This is a genomic window from Halomonas sp. H2 (assembly GCF_050215315.1).
Taxonomy (GTDB): Bacteria; Pseudomonadota; Gammaproteobacteria; order Pseudomonadales; family Halomonadaceae; genus Vreelandella.
In genome coordinates this window covers 3,039,717-3,059,054 of record NZ_CP189760.1, presented here as the reverse complement: position 1 = coordinate 3,059,054, position 19,338 = coordinate 3,039,717, and the positions used below count along the sequence as shown (strand labels likewise).

The 19,338-nt window shown below is 57.6% G+C and carries 14 protein-coding genes; 5 read left to right on the top strand and 9 right to left on the bottom strand.

What is annotated here, in order from left to right; translation table 11 throughout:
* Position 1 precedes the first annotated feature (1 nt).
* The 7 genes from ubiE to ACQE2I_RS14185 all read right to left on the bottom strand — a co-directional run bounded on the left by ubiE (position 2) and on the right by ACQE2I_RS14185 (position 8,241).
* Positions 2-775 carry a bifunctional demethylmenaquinone methyltransferase/2-methoxy-6-polyprenyl-1,4-benzoquinol methylase UbiE gene (gene ubiE, locus ACQE2I_RS14215; RefSeq protein WP_427028704.1) on the bottom strand — a complete coding sequence of 258 codons (774 nt, stop codon included), beginning with the start codon at positions 773-775 and terminating at the stop codon, positions 2-4.
* A gap of 139 nt (positions 776-914) precedes the next feature.
* On the bottom strand, positions 915-1,298 hold the full coding sequence (locus ACQE2I_RS14210; RefSeq protein ID WP_427028703.1) for a gamma-butyrobetaine hydroxylase-like domain-containing protein: 384 nt from the start codon (positions 1,296-1,298) through the stop codon (positions 915-917).
* 101 nt (positions 1,299-1,399) lie between these two features.
* Entirely contained in the window at positions 1,400-2,722 is a 1,323-nt protein-coding gene (gene hslU, locus ACQE2I_RS14205; protein WP_427028702.1) for an ATP-dependent protease ATPase subunit HslU, read from the bottom strand.
* 50 nt (positions 2,723-2,772) lie between these two features.
* Entirely contained in the window at positions 2,773-3,306 is a 534-nt protein-coding gene (gene hslV / locus ACQE2I_RS14200; protein ID WP_035585510.1) for an ATP-dependent protease subunit HslV, read from the bottom strand.
* 138 nt (positions 3,307-3,444) lie between these two features.
* Positions 3,445-4,182, bottom strand: coding sequence for an SPOR domain-containing protein (locus ACQE2I_RS14195; RefSeq protein ID WP_427028701.1), 738 nt, complete (start codon positions 4,180-4,182; stop codon positions 3,445-3,447).
* Between the two features lie 3 nt (positions 4,183-4,185).
* Positions 4,186-5,871: an arginine--tRNA ligase gene (argS, locus tag ACQE2I_RS14190; RefSeq protein WP_427028700.1), complete on the bottom strand. Its 1,686-nt coding sequence runs from the start codon at positions 5,869-5,871 to the stop codon at positions 4,186-4,188.
* Positions 5,872-5,994: 123 nt separating this feature from the next.
* A complete protein-coding gene (locus tag ACQE2I_RS14185; protein WP_427028699.1) occupies positions 5,995-8,241 on the bottom strand; it encodes a primosomal protein N' in 2,247 nt (748 codons plus the stop codon).
* 183 nt (positions 8,242-8,424) lie between these two features.
* On the opposite strand from ACQE2I_RS14185, the gene rpmE reads away from it, so the two are divergent.
* Entirely contained in the window at positions 8,425-8,640 is a 216-nt protein-coding gene (gene rpmE, locus ACQE2I_RS14180) for a 50S ribosomal protein L31 (protein WP_427028698.1), read from the top strand.
* Positions 8,641-8,979: 339 nt separating this feature from the next.
* Entirely contained in the window at positions 8,980-10,251 is a 1,272-nt protein-coding gene (locus ACQE2I_RS14175) for a malic enzyme-like NAD(P)-binding protein (protein ID WP_427028697.1), read from the top strand.
* 108 nt (positions 10,252-10,359) lie between these two features.
* On the opposite strand, the gene ACQE2I_RS14170 is transcribed toward ACQE2I_RS14175, so the two are convergent.
* Complete coding sequence (locus tag ACQE2I_RS14170; RefSeq protein WP_427028696.1) at positions 10,360-11,175, bottom strand: acyl-CoA thioesterase; 816 nt, start codon at positions 11,173-11,175, stop codon at positions 10,360-10,362.
* A 112-nt stretch (positions 11,176-11,287) separates the two neighbouring features.
* Here ACQE2I_RS14170 and tadA point away from each other — a divergent pair, with 112 nt between their 5' ends.
* Positions 11,288-11,752, top strand: coding sequence for a tRNA adenosine(34) deaminase TadA (tadA, locus tag ACQE2I_RS14165; protein ID WP_427028695.1), 465 nt, complete (start codon positions 11,288-11,290; stop codon positions 11,750-11,752).
* A gap of 12 nt (positions 11,753-11,764) precedes the next feature.
* Here tadA and mltF read toward each other — a convergent pair whose 3' ends face one another.
* Positions 11,765-13,228 carry a membrane-bound lytic murein transglycosylase MltF gene (gene mltF, locus ACQE2I_RS14160; protein ID WP_427028694.1) on the bottom strand — a complete coding sequence of 488 codons (1,464 nt, stop codon included), beginning with the start codon at positions 13,226-13,228 and terminating at the stop codon, positions 11,765-11,767.
* 206 nt (positions 13,229-13,434) lie between these two features.
* Here mltF and purL point away from each other — a divergent pair, with 206 nt between their 5' ends.
* Positions 13,435-17,382: a phosphoribosylformylglycinamidine synthase gene (gene purL, locus ACQE2I_RS14155; protein WP_427028693.1), complete on the top strand. Its 3,948-nt coding sequence runs from the start codon at positions 13,435-13,437 to the stop codon at positions 17,380-17,382.
* A 20-nt stretch (positions 17,383-17,402) separates the two neighbouring features.
* The gene (locus ACQE2I_RS14150) at positions 17,403-19,256 is read left to right on the top strand and encodes a DEAD/DEAH box helicase (RefSeq protein ID WP_427028692.1); all 1,854 of its coding nucleotides are present in this window, start codon (positions 17,403-17,405) and stop codon (positions 19,254-19,256) included.
* Positions 19,257-19,338 lie beyond the last annotated feature (82 nt).

Sequence of the window (19,338 nt, the reverse complement as noted above, 5' to 3'; positions counted from 1 at the left end):
GTCATAGCTTGATGCCGCGATGCAGCGCAACGATGCCGCCCGTTAAATTGGTGTACTCGACGCGCTCTAGACCGGCCGCTTGCATCATGGCTTTAAGCGTTTCCTGGTCCGGGTGCATACGAATTGACTCTGCCAGATATCGGTAGCTTTCGCTGTCGCCCGCCACTAGCTCACCCATTTTAGGCAGTAGCCGGAAGGAGTACTCGTCATAAGCTTTAGAGAGCAGCGGATTATTGGGCTTGGAAAACTCCAGTACCAACAAACGGCCGCCGGGCTTGAGTACTCGGGCCATGGAGCGCAGCGCGGCGTCTTTATCGGTGACGTTACGCAGGCCAAAGGCAATGGTGATGCAGTCGAAGCTGTTATCGGGAAACGGCAGGCTTTCGGCATTCGCCTGGACATACTCAACGTTGCCGCCCACACCGTTATCGATCAGCTTGTCGCGGCCCACTTTGAGCATTGAGGCATTGATATCGGCCAGGACTACCTTGCCCCGCGGGCCAACCAAGCGGGAAAACTTAAGGGTTAAATCGCCCGTGCCGCCAGCGATATCCAGCACGTGGTGGCCGGGGCGTACGCCAGCGCGCTCAATGGTCAGGCGTTTCCAAACCCGGTGGATGCCCATCGACATCAGGTCGTTCATGACATCGTAGCGAGCGGCAACGGAGTGAAATACGTCGGCCACTCGCGAGGCTTTTTCGTCAACCGGTACTTCCTGAAAGCCAAAGTCGGTTGTTTGAGAACCGTCAGTGGTGCGTTTTTCTGTGGGGCTCATTGGGCAGTAGCTCCCGAATTCGAGGCGATGGCAAATCAACCTTAGGTCTTTTGACCTTGAGGTCGACGCGATTAAAAGTTAACGCCATTGTAGCCTTGTCCACCCTGGCTTGTCTGCCTAGCTTGTCTGAGTCATACCATCACAGTTGCTTGAATTGAATGCTGGCAGGCTCACGCGAGGCGCCGGCCTCTCTCAAGCGCTGCAAGTAGTTGTTCCAGTAGGCCTCTTGGTGAGTCGCGAGCTCATACAGGTAGTTCCAGCTAAACAACCCACTGTCGTGGCCATCGTCAAAGTGCAGTTTCAGCGCATAGTTGCCCGCCTGGGTAATATTTTGCAGGCCGACGTCTTTTTTACCTACTTGCAGCACGGCTGTATCTCCGCCGTGACCGCGCACTTCGGCAGATGGGGAGTAGACGCGTAAAAATTCAACCGGTAGCCGATAGCTTTCGCCGTTGGCGTAGCCAAGTTCCAACTCACGCGACTGCTTATGGTAGTGAACGCGGTTAGGGGTAGGAGCATTCATGATGAGGCCTCATCGCTAAGTGGCATTTCGCTAAGTACCATTTTCGCTAAGTACCATAGCAGTAAGCCCGCATAGAGCGGGCTTACTGTGACTGACGAAGTTTACAAAATATACCGCGACAGGTCTTCGTCGACCGCCAGTTCGCCCAGCTGTGCATTGACATAATCGGCGTCAATAAGCAGCGGGCTGTGCATATCGCCGCCTTTGAAAGAGGCTTCTTCTAGCAGTCGCTCCATCACCGTGTGCAGGCGGCGGGCGCCGATGTTTTCGGTGCCTTCGTTGACCTGCCAGGAGATCTGCGCGATACGCTCGATGCCGTCGGGAGTGAACTCAACGTCCAGCCCTTCGGTAGCCAGCAGCGCTTGATACTGCTTGGTCAGCGACGCGGAAGGCTCGGTAAGGATGCGCTTGAAGTCGTTGGGCGTTAGCGCGTCGAGCTCGACACGAATCGGTAGACGGCCCTGAAGTTCAGGAATCAGGTCCGACGGGCGCGATAGGTGGAACGCTCCAGAGGCGATAAACAGAATATGATCGGTCTTGACCATGCCATACTTGGTGGAAACGGTAGAGCCTTCAATCAGCGGCAGCAGATCGCGCTGGACGCCCTCGCGGGAGACTTCGCCACCGCTGGACTGACCGCTGCCTTTGGCAACTTTATCGATCTCATCCAGGAACACGATGCCGTGCTGTTCAACCGAGTAGACGGCACGGGCCTTGATCTCTTCTTCGTTGACCAGCTTGCCTGCTTCTTCATCGCGCAGCAGTACCTGCGCTTCTTTGACCGTCACGCGGCGGTTTTCGCGCTTCTGCTGGCCCATGTTGGAGAACATGCTCTGCAGCTGGTTGGTCATCTCCTCCATGCCCGGCGGAGTCATGATGTCGACGCCCTGACCGTGCGAAGAAATCTCAATATCGATCTCTTTATCGTCTAACTGGCCTTCGCGGAGCTTCTTGCGGAAGGTTTGGCGGGTGCCATTGTCTTCACGGGGCTTATCCTCCTGACCGCGCGGCGGTGGAAGGAGCGCGTCTAACACGCGGTCTTCAGCGGCATCGGCGGCGCGATGGCTAACTTCTTCCTTAGCTTGCTCGCGCACCATTTTGATCGCGGCTTCCATTAGGTCGCGAATAATCGACTCAACGTCGCGGCCTACATAGCCCACTTCGGTGAACTTGGTCGCTTCCACTTTGATAAACGGTGCTTTGGCCAGCTTAGCCAAGCGGCGGGCAATTTCGGTTTTGCCCACGCCAGTAGGGCCAATCATCAAAATGTTTTTGGGGGTGACTTCCGGGCGCAGGTCATCATCCAACTGCATACGGCGCCAGCGGTTGCGCAGCGCAATGGCGACGGCGCGTTTAGCATCCTGCTGGCCAATAATATACTGATCTAGGGCGTGAACAATTTCGCGGGGTGTCATCTGAGTCATAAAGGTAACCTTTGTGTTCATTGAGCGACGGCGGGGATTGCGTGGGGCAATTAGCGCCCGTCGATCGACAGCTCTTCGAGTGTCACGTGGTGGTTGGTAAATACACAAATATCACCCGCGATAGAGAGCGACTTTTCGGTAATCTCACGCGCCGACAGCTCGGTATTTTCCAGCAGTGCCCGGGCGCTGGCCTGGGCGAAGTTGCCGCCAGAGCCAATGGCGATAATGCCGCGCTCAGGCTCAACGACGTCACCGTTACCGGTAATGATCAGCGAGGCGCTGTGGTCGGCGACGGCGAGCAGCGCTTCCAGGCGACGCAGGGCGCGATCGGTGCGCCAATCTTTGGCCAGCTCAACGGCGGCCTTGGTCAAATGGCCCTGGTATTTCTCTAACTGGGCTTCAAAACGCTCAAACAGGGTGAAGGCATCGGCGGTGCCACCGGCAAACCCAGCCAGCACCTTGCCGCGATAAAGGCGGCGTACTTTACTGGCATTGCCTTTCATAACGGTGTTGCCAAGAGATACTTGGCCATCGCCAGCGAGGGCGACCTGATTACCACGACGTACGGAAACAATAGTGGTCATGGAGATAACTCCTTGGGGGAGACTCGCTCCCGATGACTAATCAGCCGCTCTGTGCAGCCGCAAAAAAAGCGATTCACAACAAAATGCGGGCGGCTGATGAAAAATCAACCGCCCGCAGGTGATCAAGAGGTGGGTTTATTAGTTTTGCAGTTGAATAAGTAGCGGCTCGATGCCTTGGGTGCTCATTAAATCCTGGGCGCGGTTTAGCTCGCGGGTATCCTCGTAAGGCCCCACTTGAACGCGGTGCCAGGTATTGCCGTCGGCTCGAACTTCGCTGATTTCTGCCAGTAGGCTTAGGTTGCGTAACCGCCCGCGCAGCTGTTCAGCGTCGTTTACCTCACGAAATGAAGCCGCCTGCAACATATAGCGCCCCGGCGTGTTGGTAGCCGCTTCATTCTGACGTGCGGTCGATACTTGATCCTCTGGGCGCGTATTAGCCGCAATAACCTGGGCGATAGGGTCGTCGCCTGCGGCACCAGAGCCGGTATCGCTATCCGCTGTGGGTGCTGGCGCCTCCGGGCGAACAACGCTGGAAGGCAGCGAAACGCCTGGGGCAATGACCTCGGTTTCCGGCAGCAGCGTGTAAAACTCAAACGTCGGCATCGACGGCTCGGCGGCTTCCTCGGTTTCCCGAGCGGCAGCGCGCTCTTCACTGCCTGAGGGTTTGGGCATCACCGTGGCTTGGGGGGCTTCTCTCGGCTGCTCTTGCCAGGGGGCGGTGCCGTGCTGGTGCTGCGCCAAAAAGAAACCAGCGGCCATGCCGGCAAGGCCCCACAGCCAACCGGGCAGGCGAAAGCCCCCGCCTGAGCTACGGGTGGACTTGCGTTGCGAGGTGGCGCCACGGCGGGGGGCGGGCTTTTTGCGCGGGCTAGCCATTGCTTACATCTCCTCTGGGGCGCTAACACCCATTAAATCAAGCCCATTGCGCAGCACTTGACGGGTGGCGAGGCCAAGTGCCAGGCGTGTGTTACGCAAGGTGTCGTCCTCGACCATGACTTTGACGGCGTTGTAGCAAGTGTGAAAATCGCCGGATAGGTCAAGCAAATACTGGGCGACCTGCTGTGGCTCGCGGTTTCTAGCGGCGGTTTCCACCACCTCCGGGAAGCGCGCTAAGCGATTGAGTACGGCTTTCTCCTGGTCGCTATCCAGCAAGGCGAGATTGTCCATTGCCAGCGCATGGTCGAACGGCTGGTCGGCATCGTGCGCTTTGCGCAGCATGCTGCATACCCGGGCGTGGGCGTACTGGATGTAGTAGACCGGGTTGTCGTTCGACTGCGAGCGGGCCAGGTCGATATCAAAGGTGAGCTGAGAATCGGCGCGGCGAGCGGCGAGGAAGAAGCGCGTGGCATCGCGGCCGACTTCGTCGATCAAGTCGCGTACCGTCACGTAGCTGCCAGCGCGCTTGGAGAGTTTTACCTCGACGCCAGAGCGAGTGACCATCACCATTTGGTGGAGTACGTAATCGGGCCAGCCTTTAGGAATGCCCACTTCCAGCGCCTGAAGACCGGCGCGTACGCGGGTCACGGTGGAGTGGTGGTCGGCACCTTGTTCGTTGATGACGGTTTTGAAGCCGCGCTGCCACTTGTCCAGGTGGTAGGCCACATCGGGCAGGAAATAGGTGTAGCCGCCGTCGCGTTTGCGCATCACGCGGTCTTTGTCATCGCCGAAGTCGGTAGTGCGCAGCCACATGGCGCCATCATCTTCATAGGTATGACCGGCGCTCACTAGCTTCTCAACGGTGGTGTCTACCTTGCCATCTTCGTAGAGTGAGGACTCCAGAAAGTAAACGTCAAACTCGACGCCGAAGGCTTTTAGGTCCAGGTCCTGCTCGCGACGCAGCCATGCCACGGCAAATTCTTGAATGGCGTCTAAATCGTCAGGGTCGGTTTTGGCGGTGACTTCACGGTCATCGGCGCTGACCGTTTTGCCCGCCAGGTAGTCGTTGGCGACATCGACAATGTACTCGCCGCGATAGCCATCTTCGGGCCAGCTTTCATCGTCAGGGCCCAAGCCTTTTACCCGCGCCTGCACGGAGCGCGCCAGGTTGGTGATCTGGGCGCCAGCGTCGTTGTAGTAGAACTCGCGGGTGACATCAAAACCGGTGGCTTCGAGCAGGCGACATAAGCAGTCGCCAATCGCCGCGCCTCGGCCGTGACCAACATGGAGCGGGCCAGTGGGGTTGGCGGAGACGAACTCCACCTGCACTTTCTCGCCTTTACCGATCAGGCTGCGGCCAAAGGTATCACCGCAGTCGAGTACTTGGGCAACAATTTGTGCGGCGGCATCGGCTGCCGCGAAAAAATTGATAAAGCCAGGGCCGGCAATGTCGGTTTTTTGAATCGCATCGCTCTCGGGAAGCGCTGCGACCAATGTATTGGCCAGTTCACGCGGATTTTTGCCGGCCGGTTTGGCCAGCATCAGCGCTAAATTGGTGGCGTAATCGCCGTGGGCTTTGTCTTTGGTCGGATCGACTTTAATCGTGGGCTGAAGGTCGTTGGGCAGCACGCCTTGGTGTTTGAGCGCGGTAACCGCGCCTTCGAGCAGTGAAACTATCGTATCTTTCATGTCGGTATCCGGGGGTCGTCGGTGGCGGCGTGTGCTAACGCGCAACTATAAGGGGGCGTCAATAAAGTGGCTATTATCAGCAATTGAGCCGCAGTTTCAAAGCCGCGTGATGGTTAGCCCGTGTTAGGCGAGCGTTTGTGGGTCGATATCAATCGACCAGCGTACCTTGCGCGCCTCACGGTTCGCTTCCAGCCACTGCACCAGCCAGCTAACGGCGGGGTGAAGCTGGCTGCGTTTGTCGGCGGCTAGCATAACGTGTAAATGGTAACGATTTTGGCGGCGCTCCATCGGGGCGGGTACCGGCCCCAGGCAGCGGGTTGTTACGCCGGACTCTTTCAGCCACTGGCGCAGAGCCTGGGCGGCCTGTTGTGCCATGGCTAACGCGGCCTGCTCTTTGGGGCTTTCGATGCGCAGCAGCGCCATAAAACAGAACGGCGGCAGTTGGGCGATACGCCGCTCTTCGAGCATGTTGCGCGCCAATGCCCCGTAGCCGTGTTCAGCTAGCTGACCCAAATGAGGGTCGTCGGGGTGCAGAGTTTGTACCAATACACGGCCAGGGTGGGCGGCGCGTCCTGCTCGACCCGCCACCTGTTCCAGCAGTTGGGCGCTATGTTCGAGGGCGCGAAAGTCTGCCGCATACAGCCCGCCGTCGGCGTTAACAACCACCACCAGGGTGACGTGGGGCAGGTGGTGGCCCTTGGCGAGCATCTGGGTGCCGACCAACACGCAGGGCCCACCGCGCTGGATCTCTTTTAACACCTGCTCGAAGCTATCCTTCCGCCGCGTGCTGTCGCGGTCGATACGGTGAATGGTGGTTTTCGGGAGCAGCGTTTGTAGGGTCTCTTCAGTGCGCTCCGTGCCGCTACCCAGGGCGCGCAGATCGCCGCTACCGCACTCGGGGCAGGCATCCGGCAGGGCACGGCGGCTATCGCAGTGGTGGCAGGCCAGTAGTGGTGGCTGGCGGTGTAGCGTCATGCGTGCATCGCATTGGTTGCAATCGGCCATCCAGCCGCAGGCGTGGCAGGCAAGCGTCGGCGCAAAGCCGCGGCGGTTGATAAAAATCAGCACCTGTTTACCTGCGCTTAAGGTGCTTTTGATGGCCTTGATGGCGCCGGGTAACAGGCCGCCCTGGCGACGTTGGTGGCGCAGGTCGATCAGTTCTAATTTGGCCGGTGGGTGGCGGCTGGGGCGTTGGGTGAGGCGAAGATGGCGATAGGTGCCGGCCAGCGCCTGATGTAGGCTCTCAAGGGAGGGCGTTGCACTGCCCATTAGCAGCGGAATTTTATGGTAGTGGGCGCGCGCTACGGCTAAATCGCGCGCATGGTAGCGCAAGCCGTCGTGCTGTTTGTAGGAGCCGTCGTGCTCCTCGTCGACAATAATCGCACCGGGGTTGGCGAGTGGGGTAAAAATCGCCGAGCGGGTGCCGATAATTATCAGTGCCCGGCCGCTGGCGGCGGCTTCCCATACGTCTAGCCGCTCGGGGTCGGTGAGGCCGGAATGCAACGCCACCACGGGAACGCGAAAGCGGCTTCTAAAGCGCGCCAGCGTCTGTGGGGTTAGGCCAATTTCCGGTACCAGTACCAGCGACTGCTTGCCTTTGGCGGCCACTGCTTCAATTAGCTGAAGGTAGACTTCCGTTTTGCCACTGCCGGTGACGCCTTCCAGCAAACAGGGGTGATAGCCCTCAAGCTTTTCATGTAATGCTGCCAGCGCGGTCGCCTGTTCGCGATTTAGGGGGAGCGCCGGGGCCGCGAGTAAGTTACCGCTGGGCGGATTTGGAGCAGTGAGAATATGTTCCTGGCTGGTGGCTAGGCCTTTCTTCTCCAGCGCTAATAGCTGGTCGCGGGTATAGCCGTGGGCACTAACGGCGCGACTAGGTAGCCCTTGTGGGTGCTGCCGCAGCAGCGCATATAGCGCCGCTTGTTTGGGTGCTCGGCTGAGTATTTCTTCTGTGTCTTCGCCCTGGACAAGCCAAAGGGTTTGGGTGCGACCGGCCATCGGGTGGCCTTGACGCAGCCGTGCGGGCATGGCGTGGTGAAGGGTGTCGCCCAGGCTGTGCTGGTAGTAGCGGGCGGCAAAGCGGCATAGCCACAGCCAGTCGTGCGGCAACGGGGCGTCGTCTAGCGTTTCACTGATGTTACGTAGTTGGCTGCGCGGAAGGTCGCTGTGATCGGTCAGCTCGACGATAACGCCCACGACTTCACGCCGCCCAAAAGGCACCCGCACCCGCAGGCCGGGTTGCCAGCCACCGTTAGGTGTTGCACGGGCAGGTAAGTAGTCAAACAAGCGGCGCAGCGGTGAAGGCAGCGCGACTTTGAGTACTTGGGTGAGCCTTTGGGAAGGTACCCGTGAAGAAACAGAATCCGACAATTGGCCTCCGGCATTAGTTTTGCTAGAATATGCGACCGCTCTCAATCTTGACGATCTGTTTTACAGAGCGATTTGCAGAGCTATCGTAACGATAGAGCGGCTAACCGGTTAGTAGTTTTTCCAACCCCGTATGCGGTGCCTGGCACAAGATCAGGTGGCGGCATATAGCTGATGAGGTTCAAGATGAGACAAGGTATCCACCCGAATTACAACACGGTCACCGCCACGTGTTCTTGCGGCGCCAACTTTCAAGTAGGTTCTACCTCTGGTCAGGACTTCTCTTTGGATGTGTGCTCCAACTGCCACCCGTTCTACACTGGTAAGCAGAAGCAAGCGACCACTGGTGGCCGCGTAGAGCGCTTCAACAAGCGTTTCGGCGCTGCTGTTAAGCGCGGCTAATCCACGCCGGATAGCCATATCGCCAGCACAATCAGTGCTTGCGCAAAACCCACGCCATGGCGTGGGTTTTTTGTTGTCCATATAAAACTACCTATAGCATTTTATGGAAAAAATTTTCATAAATTGCCGTGCTAATATTTCAGTACAGCAATAAGTAAACCGTTATGCCTGAGCGGGGGTTGCATAAGTTCCAGCAAACATCTGCGAAAAGTGGCAAATGTGAAGGTAAAATTCAGTTAAACGGGCGTTTTGTTATAAGTTGACAGCGCGCTTGAGGCGCTATGCTTTTTTCTATATTCTGAAACGACTTATCTACTTTATGTTAACTGGACTCTGACCATGACGGATGCAAATAAGCAGGCTGCTTTGGATTATCACGCGAAACCAATTCCCGGTAAATTGTCGGTGGAGTTAACGAAACCCACCGCCACTGCACGAGATTTGGCGCTGGCGTATAGCCCAGGCGTGGCTGAGCCAGTGCTTGAAATCGCTAGGGATGCGGAAAATGCTTACCGTTATACCGGCAAGGGCAATCTGGTCGCCGTTATTACCGACGGCAGCGCCATCCTGGGGCTAGGTAACCTCGGCCCACAGGCCAGTAAGCCAGTAATGGAAGGCAAAGGCGTGCTGTTCAAGTGCTTTGCGGGCATTAACTCGGTGGATATCGAAGTAGATGCGGAGAGCCCGCAGGCGTTTATCGATACCGTCGCGCGGATTGCCGATACCTGGGGTGGCATCAACCTGGAAGACATCAAGGCACCAGAATGCTTTGAAATCGAGAAAGCGTTGATTGAGCGCTGCAATATCCCGGTCTTCCACGATGACCAGCACGGCACTGCGATCGTAACGGCGGCTGGCATGCTTAATGCGCTGGAGATTGCCGGTAAGAAAATCGAAGATGTTAAAATTGTCTGCATGGGCGCGGGTGCGGCGGCGATTGCCTGTATGCGGCTGCTGGTTTCATGTGGCGCTAGTAAAGATAACCTGGTGATGCTGGATCGGCGTGGCGTTATTCACACCGATCGCGAAGGCATTAATGAATATAAAGCCGAGTTCGCCCGCGATACCGAGATGCGTACCTTGAATGACGCTATCGACAACGCCGACGTGTTTATCGGTCTGTCGGGCCCTGGCCTACTTTCTGTTGAACAGGTCAAGAAAATGGCGCCTGATCCGGTGATTTTTGCCTGTACCAATCCAGACCCGGAAATTCATCCTGACGTTGCCCGCGAAGCGCGCCCAGATGTGATTATGGCCACGGGCCGTTCGGATTTCCCGAACCAAGTTAATAACGTACTGGGTTTCCCATTTATTTTCCGGGGTGCTTTGGATGTGCGTGCTACGCGCATTAACGAAGAGATGAAGCTGGCCGCCGTGCATGCACTGAAAGACCTGGCCCGCGAGCCGGTGCCCCAGGAAGTGCTAAACGCCTACGAGCGCAGCGAGATGAGCTTTGGCCGCGAGTACATTATTCCCACGCCTGTCGATATTCGCCTGTTGGCGAGGGTCACCTCGGCGGTAGCTCAAGCCGCCATTGATTCTGGCGTAGCGCGCAAGCCGTTCCCGGCGCACTACCCACTCACCTCCATTAACGACGTGTACGGTGGCTAAGCTGCTAGCTTATTCGATAACTTACGCCCGCTTTTTGCGGGCGTAAGTGTTTTGGGGCAGTATTTCTGGGGCAGGGTTTTTGAGACAGTCTTTCTGGGACAGTATTATTCATGGCGAATAACGCGTCAGCCCTTCCTGAGCAGTAGAGGCCACTAAACGGCCATCACGGCTGTAGATATGCCCTCGCGCAAAGCTGCGAGCGTCGCCTGCCCAGGGCGAGTCGATAACATACAGCAGCCAGTCATCCAGGCGGGTGTCTTGATGCAGCCACAGGGCATGATCAAGGCTGGCGATACGCAACTTGGGGTCGCGGTACTCAATGTCGTGGGGAATCAGGCTGGTAGTCAGCAGGTTAAAGTCCGAGGCATAAGAGAGCAGGTGGCGGTGCAGTGCCGGGTCGTCTGGCAGCGTGCCGGAAAGGCGAAACCAAAGGCATTGGCCTGCTGGCGTGCCGTTGTCGGGGTTGCCGGTGAGATGCAAAAACTCAATCGGGTGGCCGGGAAAGCGGTCGTGCTTGGCTCCACCGCTCTCGATTAACGCTTCGGGAGTTGGTACATCCGGCATGGCCCGCTGATGGCTAAAGCCCGTTTCTTGGCTTTGGAACGAAGCACTGCAGAAAAAGATAGGCTGGCCTTTTTGAATGGCGGTGACGCGCCGGGTGGTAAAACTGCCACCATCGCGAATAGTATCCACTTGATAAACAACGGGCCGGTGCGGGTCGCCGGGGCGCAGAAAGTAGCCGTGCTGAGAGTGCGGGCGGCGCTCATCGGGCACGGTGCGCGCTGCGGCTGCTAGCGCCTGCCCCAGCACTTGGCCGCCATAGAGCTGTGGAAAGCCGAGGTCCTGGCTTTGGCCACGAAATAGCGTCTCTTCCAGCGTTTCTAGCTCCAGTAACGCCACCAGTTTGTTTAGCGCGTCTGTCATTCTCGGTATCCTTGGTGCTGTCTCTATAGGATGCTGTCGATGAAGTGGGCTAACGCTGCGGAAGGTAACCCATTCATACGATCGTTTTGCTACCTTAGCGGAGTTTACGTTTATGCGCAGCGATGAGTTTTACATGTACCGAGCGCTAGACCAAGCACACTTGGCCGCCGCCGCGGGCGAAGTGCCCGTAGGCGCGGTAGTGGTTGATGCGCAGGGCGAAATTATTGGCGAAGGTTGCAACGCGCCAATTGCCAGCTGCGATCCCAGCGGCCATGCGGAAATTCGCGCCCTGCGCGAGGCGGGCGAGCATCAGGGCAACTACCGTCTTGACGGTTGCACGCTGTTTGTCACTTTAGAGCCCTGCATGATGTGCTCAGGCGCGATGATACATGCACGCCTAGCCCGTTTAGTTTACGCCGCCGCCGAACCCCGCGCGGGCATGGTCGAATCAAAGGCTAACTTATTAACCCAGCCGTGGTTTAACCATCAGCTAGCGGTGAGCGGCGGGGTGCTCGCGTCGGCCTCACAAAAACTGCTCAAGCGTTTTTTTGCCGCTAAGCGAGACGCTGTTAATTAAATGGCGGCACGTTTAATTAAGCGGTGGTACAAGTTCGAACAGTAACAGTGGATCATCGTTAACAAGCGTTTTCTCAAGCTGAAAGAACTGCTGACGGCTGCGTTCTACATACTTAATCATTTCGTAGTAGCGGCGGATATTGCGTACATAAATTACCGGCTCACCGCCTCGGGCATAGCCGTGGCGCGTTTGGCTATACCATTCGCGCTGTTGTAACAGTGGCAGTGCGGTGCGCACATCGGTCCAGCGGTCAGGGTCGCCGCCGCGGGTTTCGGTAATTTTGCGGGCGTCGTATAAATGCCCAAGCCCCACGTTATAGGCGGCCAGGGCCATAAACAGGCGATCATCGCCGGTAATGGTTTCCGGTAGGCGGTCTTTAATGCTGCGCAAATAGCGGGCGCCACCGTCGATGCTTTGGGCTGGGTCAGTGCGGTCGTTAATGCCCATGTCACCCGCCGTGTCGTTGGTCAGCATCATTAAACCGCGGACCCCTGTTGGCGAGACCGCGCCTGGATCCCAGTGAGACTCCTGGTAACCCACCGCTGCGAGCAGCTTCCAATCGAACCCCGGTTCCCGTGCGGACTGCTGGAACAGTTCCGTGTAGCGGGGTAAGCGTGCATCCAGATGATCAAGAAAAGTGCGAGTGCCGACATACTCTAGGTAATCGTCGTGGCCAAAGTAACGGCTGACCAGCTGGTCAAGCGTGCCGCTCTCATGAAGGTCTTGTAGGAAGCGGTTGGCGGCTTCAAGCAACCCTAGCCCGCGACCGCTAGGCACCGCCCATGCCATGGAGAGCCGGTCGCCAAGCGTAAAACCATGCTCAACGTTGGGGAAAAATAGCCGGTTTAAACGAAATTGATGCTCAAAAATAACCGCGGCGTCTAGCGAGCCGTCCTCCACTCGCGCTAGCAGTTCAGCAACTTCCAGCTCGTGGGACTCTTTCCAGCTCAGTGTGGGGTGCCGGCGTTGCAGGTCGCGTAACGCTTCGCTGGTGCCCGCTTGGCTGAGCGTGCCTAGCTCCAGGCCGACAAGGTCGCTGGGCTGCTGAATGCCGTTCAGACCACGCCGATAAACTACCAAGGGCTGCATCTGAATAATGGGCCGGGTGTAATGAATGCCGGGGGAGTCGGGTAGTAATGGCAGTGCCGCCGCGCCTAGGTCGCCGCTTACGCGCACCGCAGGCAGCACACTTTCGGGGTGGTGGCTGGCATTAAGGTTAAGGCTCACCCCTAAGTGGTCGGCAAAGCGGTGCATCAGCTCGTACTCAAAGCCGGTGGGGCCTTGGCGGCCTTCGTAATAGGTAGTGGGCGTGTTGCGGGTATGAACGGTAATGAAGTCTTTTTCAGTGATCTGCGTTAGATGCTCGCCAGAAGGAATAGGCGATAGAGTAGGCACCATAACCAAGAGCGTAATAGCAATACACGCATAATACGCGCTGGCACGGGCTAGGAAATGTCGGCAAATCAACGTCAGCATGGCGTCTTGTCGGCATGAAACAAGCTGCCACGATACCCAGCCAGGGTCATACTGTCACCTTGTTGATTTCGTGTGGCGGCTGATTTCCAGTATCATAAGCGTTTTCCGGTATCAAAACCGTGGCTTTTCGGCACCATAAAAGCATGGCCGCACTGCGGCCTAGTGATTTCCCTGCTCGAATTCCCCTGCTCTAGAGGCTTCAGGATATGCTCGAACTGCGAGGCGCGCCCGCCCTTTCTGCCTTCCGTCATGCTCGGCTGTTAACGGTGTTGCGTGAACGTGTGCCCGAAGTGGAAGCGCTGTCTGCCCACTATGTTCATTTTGTCGATGTTCACACCAATGATCGCCAAGTACTGGATGACGCCTCCCGCGAGCGTTTAGCACAGCTACTCGATTATGGTACTCACGCCAGCGTAGAGGTTTCCGAACACGCCCAACGCTTTTTAATAGTGCCGCGCTTGGGCACCCAGTCGCCCTGGTCCTCCAAAGCCACCGATATCGCCCACAACTGCGGATTACGTCAAATTAGCCGCATCGAGCGCGGCATTGATTATCGTGTCAGCTTCACTGCAATGCCGGATGAAGAGGGCCTGAAGGCGCTAGTGGCACTGCTGCATGATCGCATGACTGAAACCGTGCTGGCAGATGCTTCAGACGCCGCCAAGCTGTTTGCCCAACATGACCCGGCGCCGCTGGGCAGTGTGGATATTCTGGACGGCGGGCGGGAAGCGCTGGCAGCGGCCAATCAGGCGCTGGGACTAGCGCTGGCAGAAGACGAAATTGATTATCTTGTCGACGCCTTCAATGAGTTGGGGCGTAACCCCAGCGACATTGAGCTGATGATGTTTGCCCAGGCTAACTCCGAGCACTGTCGTCACAAAATTTTTAACGCCGATTGGGTGATCGACGGCGAGCCGCAAAGCCATTCGCTGTTTAAGATGATCAAGAATACCTTTGCGTCGTCGCCGGACAACGTGCTCTCGGCTTACAGTGACAACGCCGCCGTCATAAAGGGTAGCCAGGCCGGGCGCTTCTTTGCCACGCCGCTGACCGGCGCTGACGACGAACGCGCATTTTACGCCACCCATCAGGAACCCATTCATATCCTGATGAAGGTGGAAACGCATAATCACCCCACCGCGATTGCGCCTTTCCCGGGGGCGGCAACGGGCTCCGGCGGGGAAATTCGCGACGAGGGTGCTACCGGCATCGGCGGTAAACCCAAAGCAGGCCTGTCAGGCTATAGCGTTTCCAATTTGCGCATTCCTGAGTTTGTACAGCCTTGGGAGGCGTTTGATTACGGCAAGCCTGAGCGCATGCAGTCGGCGCTTAACATCATGCTCGACGGCCCCATCGGCGGCGCCGCGTTTAACAACGAGTTTGGTCGCCCTAACCTAACCGGCTACTTCCGTACTTACGAACAGGAGTCGCTTAACGACGGCGGCATCGAGCGGCGTGGCTTCCATAAGCCGATTATGCTTGCCGGTGGCTATGGCAATATTCGTGCTCACCATGTTCAGAAGGGTGATATCCCCGTCGGCGGCAAGTTGATTGTGATGGGTGGCCCGGCGATGCTGATTGGCTTGGGCGGCGGCGCTGCATCAAGTATGGCGTCAGGTACCTCCAGCGCCGATCTGGATTTCGCCTCGGTTCAGCGTGAAAACCCCGAGATCGAGCGTCGCGCTCAGGAAGTCATTGACCGTTGCTGGGCAATGGGCGATCACAACCCGATTCGCTTTATTCACGATGTGGGCGCCGGAGGGCTTTCCAACGCGCTGCCGGAGCTGGTCAAAGACGGTAACCGTGGCGGCCAATTTGATCTGCGCGCGGTGCCTAATGCCGAGCCGGGCATGAGCCCGCTGGAGATTTGGTGTAACGAAGCCCAGGAGCGCTATGTATTAGCCGTTGCGCCTGAAGATTTAGACACCTTCGACGCGCTATGTAAGCGTGAGCGCTGCCCCTACGCGGTGGTGGGCGAAGCATTGGAAGCGCATCACCTTGAAGTCCGTGACGGCCACTTTGACAGTAAGCCGGTCGATTTGCCGATGAGCGTACTGTTCGGCAAAGCGCCCAAAATGCAGCGCGAATTTGAGCGTCACGACCCTGAGCTTTCCGGCATGATGCTGGATAACCTCGACCTGCGCGAAGCCCTGGACCGGGTGCTGCGCCTGCCCACCGTGGCCTCCAAAAATTTCCTGATCACCATTGGCGATCGCTCAATTACCGGCCAGGTGGCCCGCGACCAGATGGTCGGCCCCTGGCAGGTGCCGGTGGCCGATGTGGCGGTCACGACGGCAAGTTTTGATAGTCATGTCGGTGAAGCCATGGCCATGGGTGAACGTCCGCCGGTGGCGTTAATCAACCCTGCTGCCAGTGCCCGTTTGGCCGTCGCGGAAGCGATTACCAACCTGGCTGCAGCGCCGATTGCCAAGCTAAGCGATATCAAGCTCTCCGCTAATTGGATGAGTGCAGCCGACCACCCAGGTGAAAACCAAGCGCTGTATGACGCTGTTTATGCGGTAGGCATGGAAATGTGTCCGGCACTAGGCATTGCCATCCCGGTAGGTAAAGACTCGATGTCGATGCGTACTGCCTGGGTCGATGAGAATGAGCAGGGGGACTCTGAAGAGAAGAGCGTCACCTCGCCGCTATCGTTAGTAGTCACCGGCTTTGCCCCAGTCACCAATGCGTTAGCCACGTTAACGCCGCAGATCAATCTAGATCAGGATGAATCTGACCTGATTCTGATTGACCTGGGTGGCGGCCAAAACCGTTTGGGCGGCTCCGCTCTGGCGCAGGTGTACGGCCAAGTAGGCAACGATTGCCCGGATGTCGACGACCCCGAAGATATCAAGGCGTTTTTCGAGGTGATCCAGGGTCTCAATCGCGACGGTAAGCTATTGGCGTATCACGATCGCAGTGATGGCGGCCTACTGGTCACACTGCTGGAGATGGCCTTTGCCGCCCACGCCGGGCTTGAGATTAAGCTCGACTGGATGGTCGATGAGCCGGTAGAAGCGCTAAACGCGTTGTTCTCGGAAGAGCTGGGCGCGGTCATTCAGGTTCATCGCCAACACACTGAAGAAGTGCTGTCCCAGTTTGCTGTTGCTGGTATCGAAACTTGCGGCGTTATTGCTCGCCCCCGTTACGACGACCAAGTACGCGTTACGCTGTTTGAAGAGCCGCTACTGGAGACCACTCGTTTGCTGACTCAGCGCACCTGGGCTGAGACCAGTTACCGCATGCAGGCGCTGAGGGATAATCCTGAATGCGCCAAAAATGAGTTCGACAACCTACTCGATAGTCGTGATCCAGGGCTCTCCGCTACGCCCACTTTTGATATCAACGATGACATTAGCGCGCCGTTTGTTAACACCGCCAAACCTGCTATGGCCGTGCTGCGCGAGCAGGGCGTTAACGGCCAGGTGGAGATGGCTTGGGCCTTCGATAAAGCCGGGTTTGAGGCAGTCGATGTTCATATGAGCGACATCCTCGAAGGACGCGTCTCGCTTGATGAGTTCAAAGGGCTTGTCGCCTGTGGCGGCTTTTCTTACGGCGACGTGCTGGGCGCCGGCGGCGGCTGGGCAAAATCAGTGCTATTTAACGAACGCGCCCAGGAGCAGTTTGCGGCATTCTTCGCCCGTGACGATAGCTTCTCACTGGGCGTCTGTAACGGCTGCCAGATGCTCTCGCAGTTGAAGTCGTTGATCCCTGGGGCTGAAAATTGGCCGACCTTTGTACGCAATGAGTCTGAGCAGTTTGAAGCACGGGTCTCGATGGTGCGGGTTGAGAAGAGTCCTTCGATTCTGCTCGCCGGCATGGAAGGTTCTAAGCTGCCTATCGCGGTTGCTCATGGCGAAGGGCAGGCGGTGTTCCGCGACAGCGCTCATCTGCGTAGCATGCAGTCGAACAGTCAAATTGCCATGCGCTACATCGACAACTACGGCCAGGTGACGACGCGTTACCCGGCTAATCCTAACGGCTCGCCTTCAGGCATTACCGGCCTGACCACTCCCGATGGCCGAGTGACGATCATGATGCCGCACCCTGAGCGAGTTGCTCGGGCGGTGACCAACTCTTGGCGTCCGGCAGGGTGGCGCGAAGATGGCGCTTGGCTACGGCTATTCCGCAATGCCCGGGTTTGGTTAGGTTAACAAATGCCCATAGGTGACTGATGGCGCAACACTCTAAGGCGGCCTCCGGGCCGTCTTTCGTATCCGCCGCTTCTGTACCTCAATTGCGCCCTTACCAACAGGAAGCGGTTAAGCGCGTGGTGGTGCATTTTCGCGCCACTAGCGAGCCTGCGCTGGTGGTGCTTCCTACTGGCAGCGGCAAATCCCTGGTGATTGCTGAGCTAGCGCGCTTGGCGCGGGGGCGGGTGCTAGTGCTGGCCCATGTGCGCGAGCTGGTGGAGCAGAACCACGCCAAGTACCAAGCCTATGGCCTCGAGGCGGATGTTTTTAGCGCCGGTTTAAAGCGCAAGGAAGCCAGTCGCCAAGTGGTGTTTGGCTCGGTGCAGTCGGTGGTGCGCAACCTGGCGAGTTTTAACGACGCTAACTTTACCCTGCTGGTGATCGATGAGAGCCATCGCGTATCGCTTAATGAGGACGCCAGCTACCGTCAGGTGATCGAGCACCTGCGCCAGCACAATCCGCAGCTTAAAATTCTCGGCCTAACCGCTACGCCCTACCGGTTGGGGCAGGGGTTTATCTATTATCGCCACCATCACGGTATGGTGCGCGGCAGCGAAGTGAGCTTTTTTCGCGACTGCGTGTTTGAGCAGCCGCTGCGCCTGATGGTCAAGCAGGGCTATCTCGCTGCGCCCAAGCGGCTGGATATGGCCGTTGAGGGTTATGACTTCTCCGCGCTCAAGCCCGCTTCAAGCGGTCTGTTTCAAGAAGCGGAGCTTAATCGCGTGGTGGCGGGCAGTCGCGCTACGCCGGGTATTATTGGTCAAATCGTCGAACGTGCCCACGCCCGCCAGGGTGTGATGATTTTTGCGGCTTCCGTGGCCCACGCCGAAGAAATTATCGGCTATTTGCCCAGGGCAGAGGCGGCGCTGATTACCGGCGCAACGCCTTCCCAAGAGCGCACAGCGCTGATCGATGCCTTTAAAGCCCGGCAGCTGAAGTATCTGGTTAACGTGGCGGTGCTGACCACTGGCTTTGATGCGCCCCATGTGGATTTAATTGCGATTTTGCGGCCCACCGAATCGGTGAGTCTTTACCAGCAGATGGTCGGTCGGGGGCTGCGCTTATCGCCGGGTAAAAGCGACTGCTTGGTTCTGGATTACGCCGGTAACCCTTGGGATATCTACGCGCCCGAAGTAGGCGAGCCAAAGCCTGATAGCGACAGCGAGCCGGTGCAGGTCGAGTGTCCCGCCTGCGGTCATGCTAATCTTTACTGGGGTAAGCGCGACGGTGAACTGGTGATTGAGCACTTTGGCCGCCGCTGCCAGGGGTTGGTTGATGACCCAGATAAGCCTGAAAGGCCAGGAAATGGCCCGTGCGGCGCGGTTTCGGGCGCCTCTAAAAAGCAATGTGACTTTAGGTTTCGTTTTAAAACCTGCGAAGAGTGCGGGGCTGAAAATGATATCGCCGCTCGCCGCTGCAACGGTTGCGACAAACTGTTGGTCGACGCGGATGATAAACTCAAAGATGCCCTGAAGCTGAAAGATGCCAAGGTATTGCGGGTAAGCGGTATGCAGCTAGAAGCGACCACCAACGGTCGCGGCTTGCCGCGTTTAAAAGTCACCTACCACGATGAAGATGGCAGCCATCTTTCCGAGTGGTTTGCGCTAGAAACTCCCGCGCAGCGGCGCGCCTTCTACGCCGCTTTTCTGCGCTATCACCTGCGCGCCCCAGGCGGTAAATGGCAGCCGCTAAGCACCGATGAAGTGGTCGCCGTGCAGCACCTTCTGCGCTACCCTGATTTTGTCGTAGGGCGCAAAGTCGGGCGTCATTTTCAAATCCGTGACAAGCTGTTTGACTATACTGGACGCTACCGCAAAGCGGTGGAGGCGGGGTAGTACACCTTTCTTTACCCTCTAATAGGGCCATGCGAATGCTACCGACTTTGCTAAACTGTTTGCCTGTGCCGATTGTCTTTTA

Bases quoted from the DNA above. Each gene is read 5' to 3' on its own strand.
- ubiE (WP_427028704.1), bottom strand. From the start codon at position 775: ATGAGCCCCACAGAAAAACGCACCACTGACGGTTCTCAAACAACCGAC.
- ACQE2I_RS14210 (WP_427028703.1), bottom strand. From the start codon at position 1,298: ATGAATGCTCCTACCCCTAACCGCGTTCACTACCATAAGCAGTCGCGT.
- hslU (WP_427028702.1), bottom strand. From the start codon at position 2,722: ATGACTCAGATGACACCCCGCGAAATTGTTCACGCCCTAGATCAGTAT.
- hslV (WP_035585510.1), bottom strand. From the start codon at position 3,306: ATGACCACTATTGTTTCCGTACGTCGTGGTAATCAGGTCGCCCTCGCT.
- ACQE2I_RS14195 (WP_427028701.1), bottom strand. From the start codon at position 4,182: ATGGCTAGCCCGCGCAAAAAGCCCGCCCCCCGCCGTGGCGCCACCTCG.
- argS (WP_427028700.1), bottom strand. From the start codon at position 5,871: ATGAAAGATACGATAGTTTCACTGCTCGAAGGCGCGGTTACCGCGCTC.
- rpmE (WP_427028698.1), top strand. From the start codon at position 8,425: ATGAGACAAGGTATCCACCCGAATTACAACACGGTCACCGCCACGTGT.
- ACQE2I_RS14175 (WP_427028697.1), top strand. From the start codon at position 8,980: ATGACGGATGCAAATAAGCAGGCTGCTTTGGATTATCACGCGAAACCA.
- ACQE2I_RS14170 (WP_427028696.1), bottom strand. From the start codon at position 11,175: ATGACAGACGCGCTAAACAAACTGGTGGCGTTACTGGAGCTAGAAACG.
- tadA (WP_427028695.1), top strand. From the start codon at position 11,288: ATGCGCAGCGATGAGTTTTACATGTACCGAGCGCTAGACCAAGCACAC.
- mltF (WP_427028694.1), bottom strand. From the start codon at position 13,228: ATGCTGACGTTGATTTGCCGACATTTCCTAGCCCGTGCCAGCGCGTAT.
- purL (WP_427028693.1), top strand. From the start codon at position 13,435: ATGCTCGAACTGCGAGGCGCGCCCGCCCTTTCTGCCTTCCGTCATGCT.
- ACQE2I_RS14150 (WP_427028692.1), top strand. From the start codon at position 17,403: ATGGCGCAACACTCTAAGGCGGCCTCCGGGCCGTCTTTCGTATCCGCC.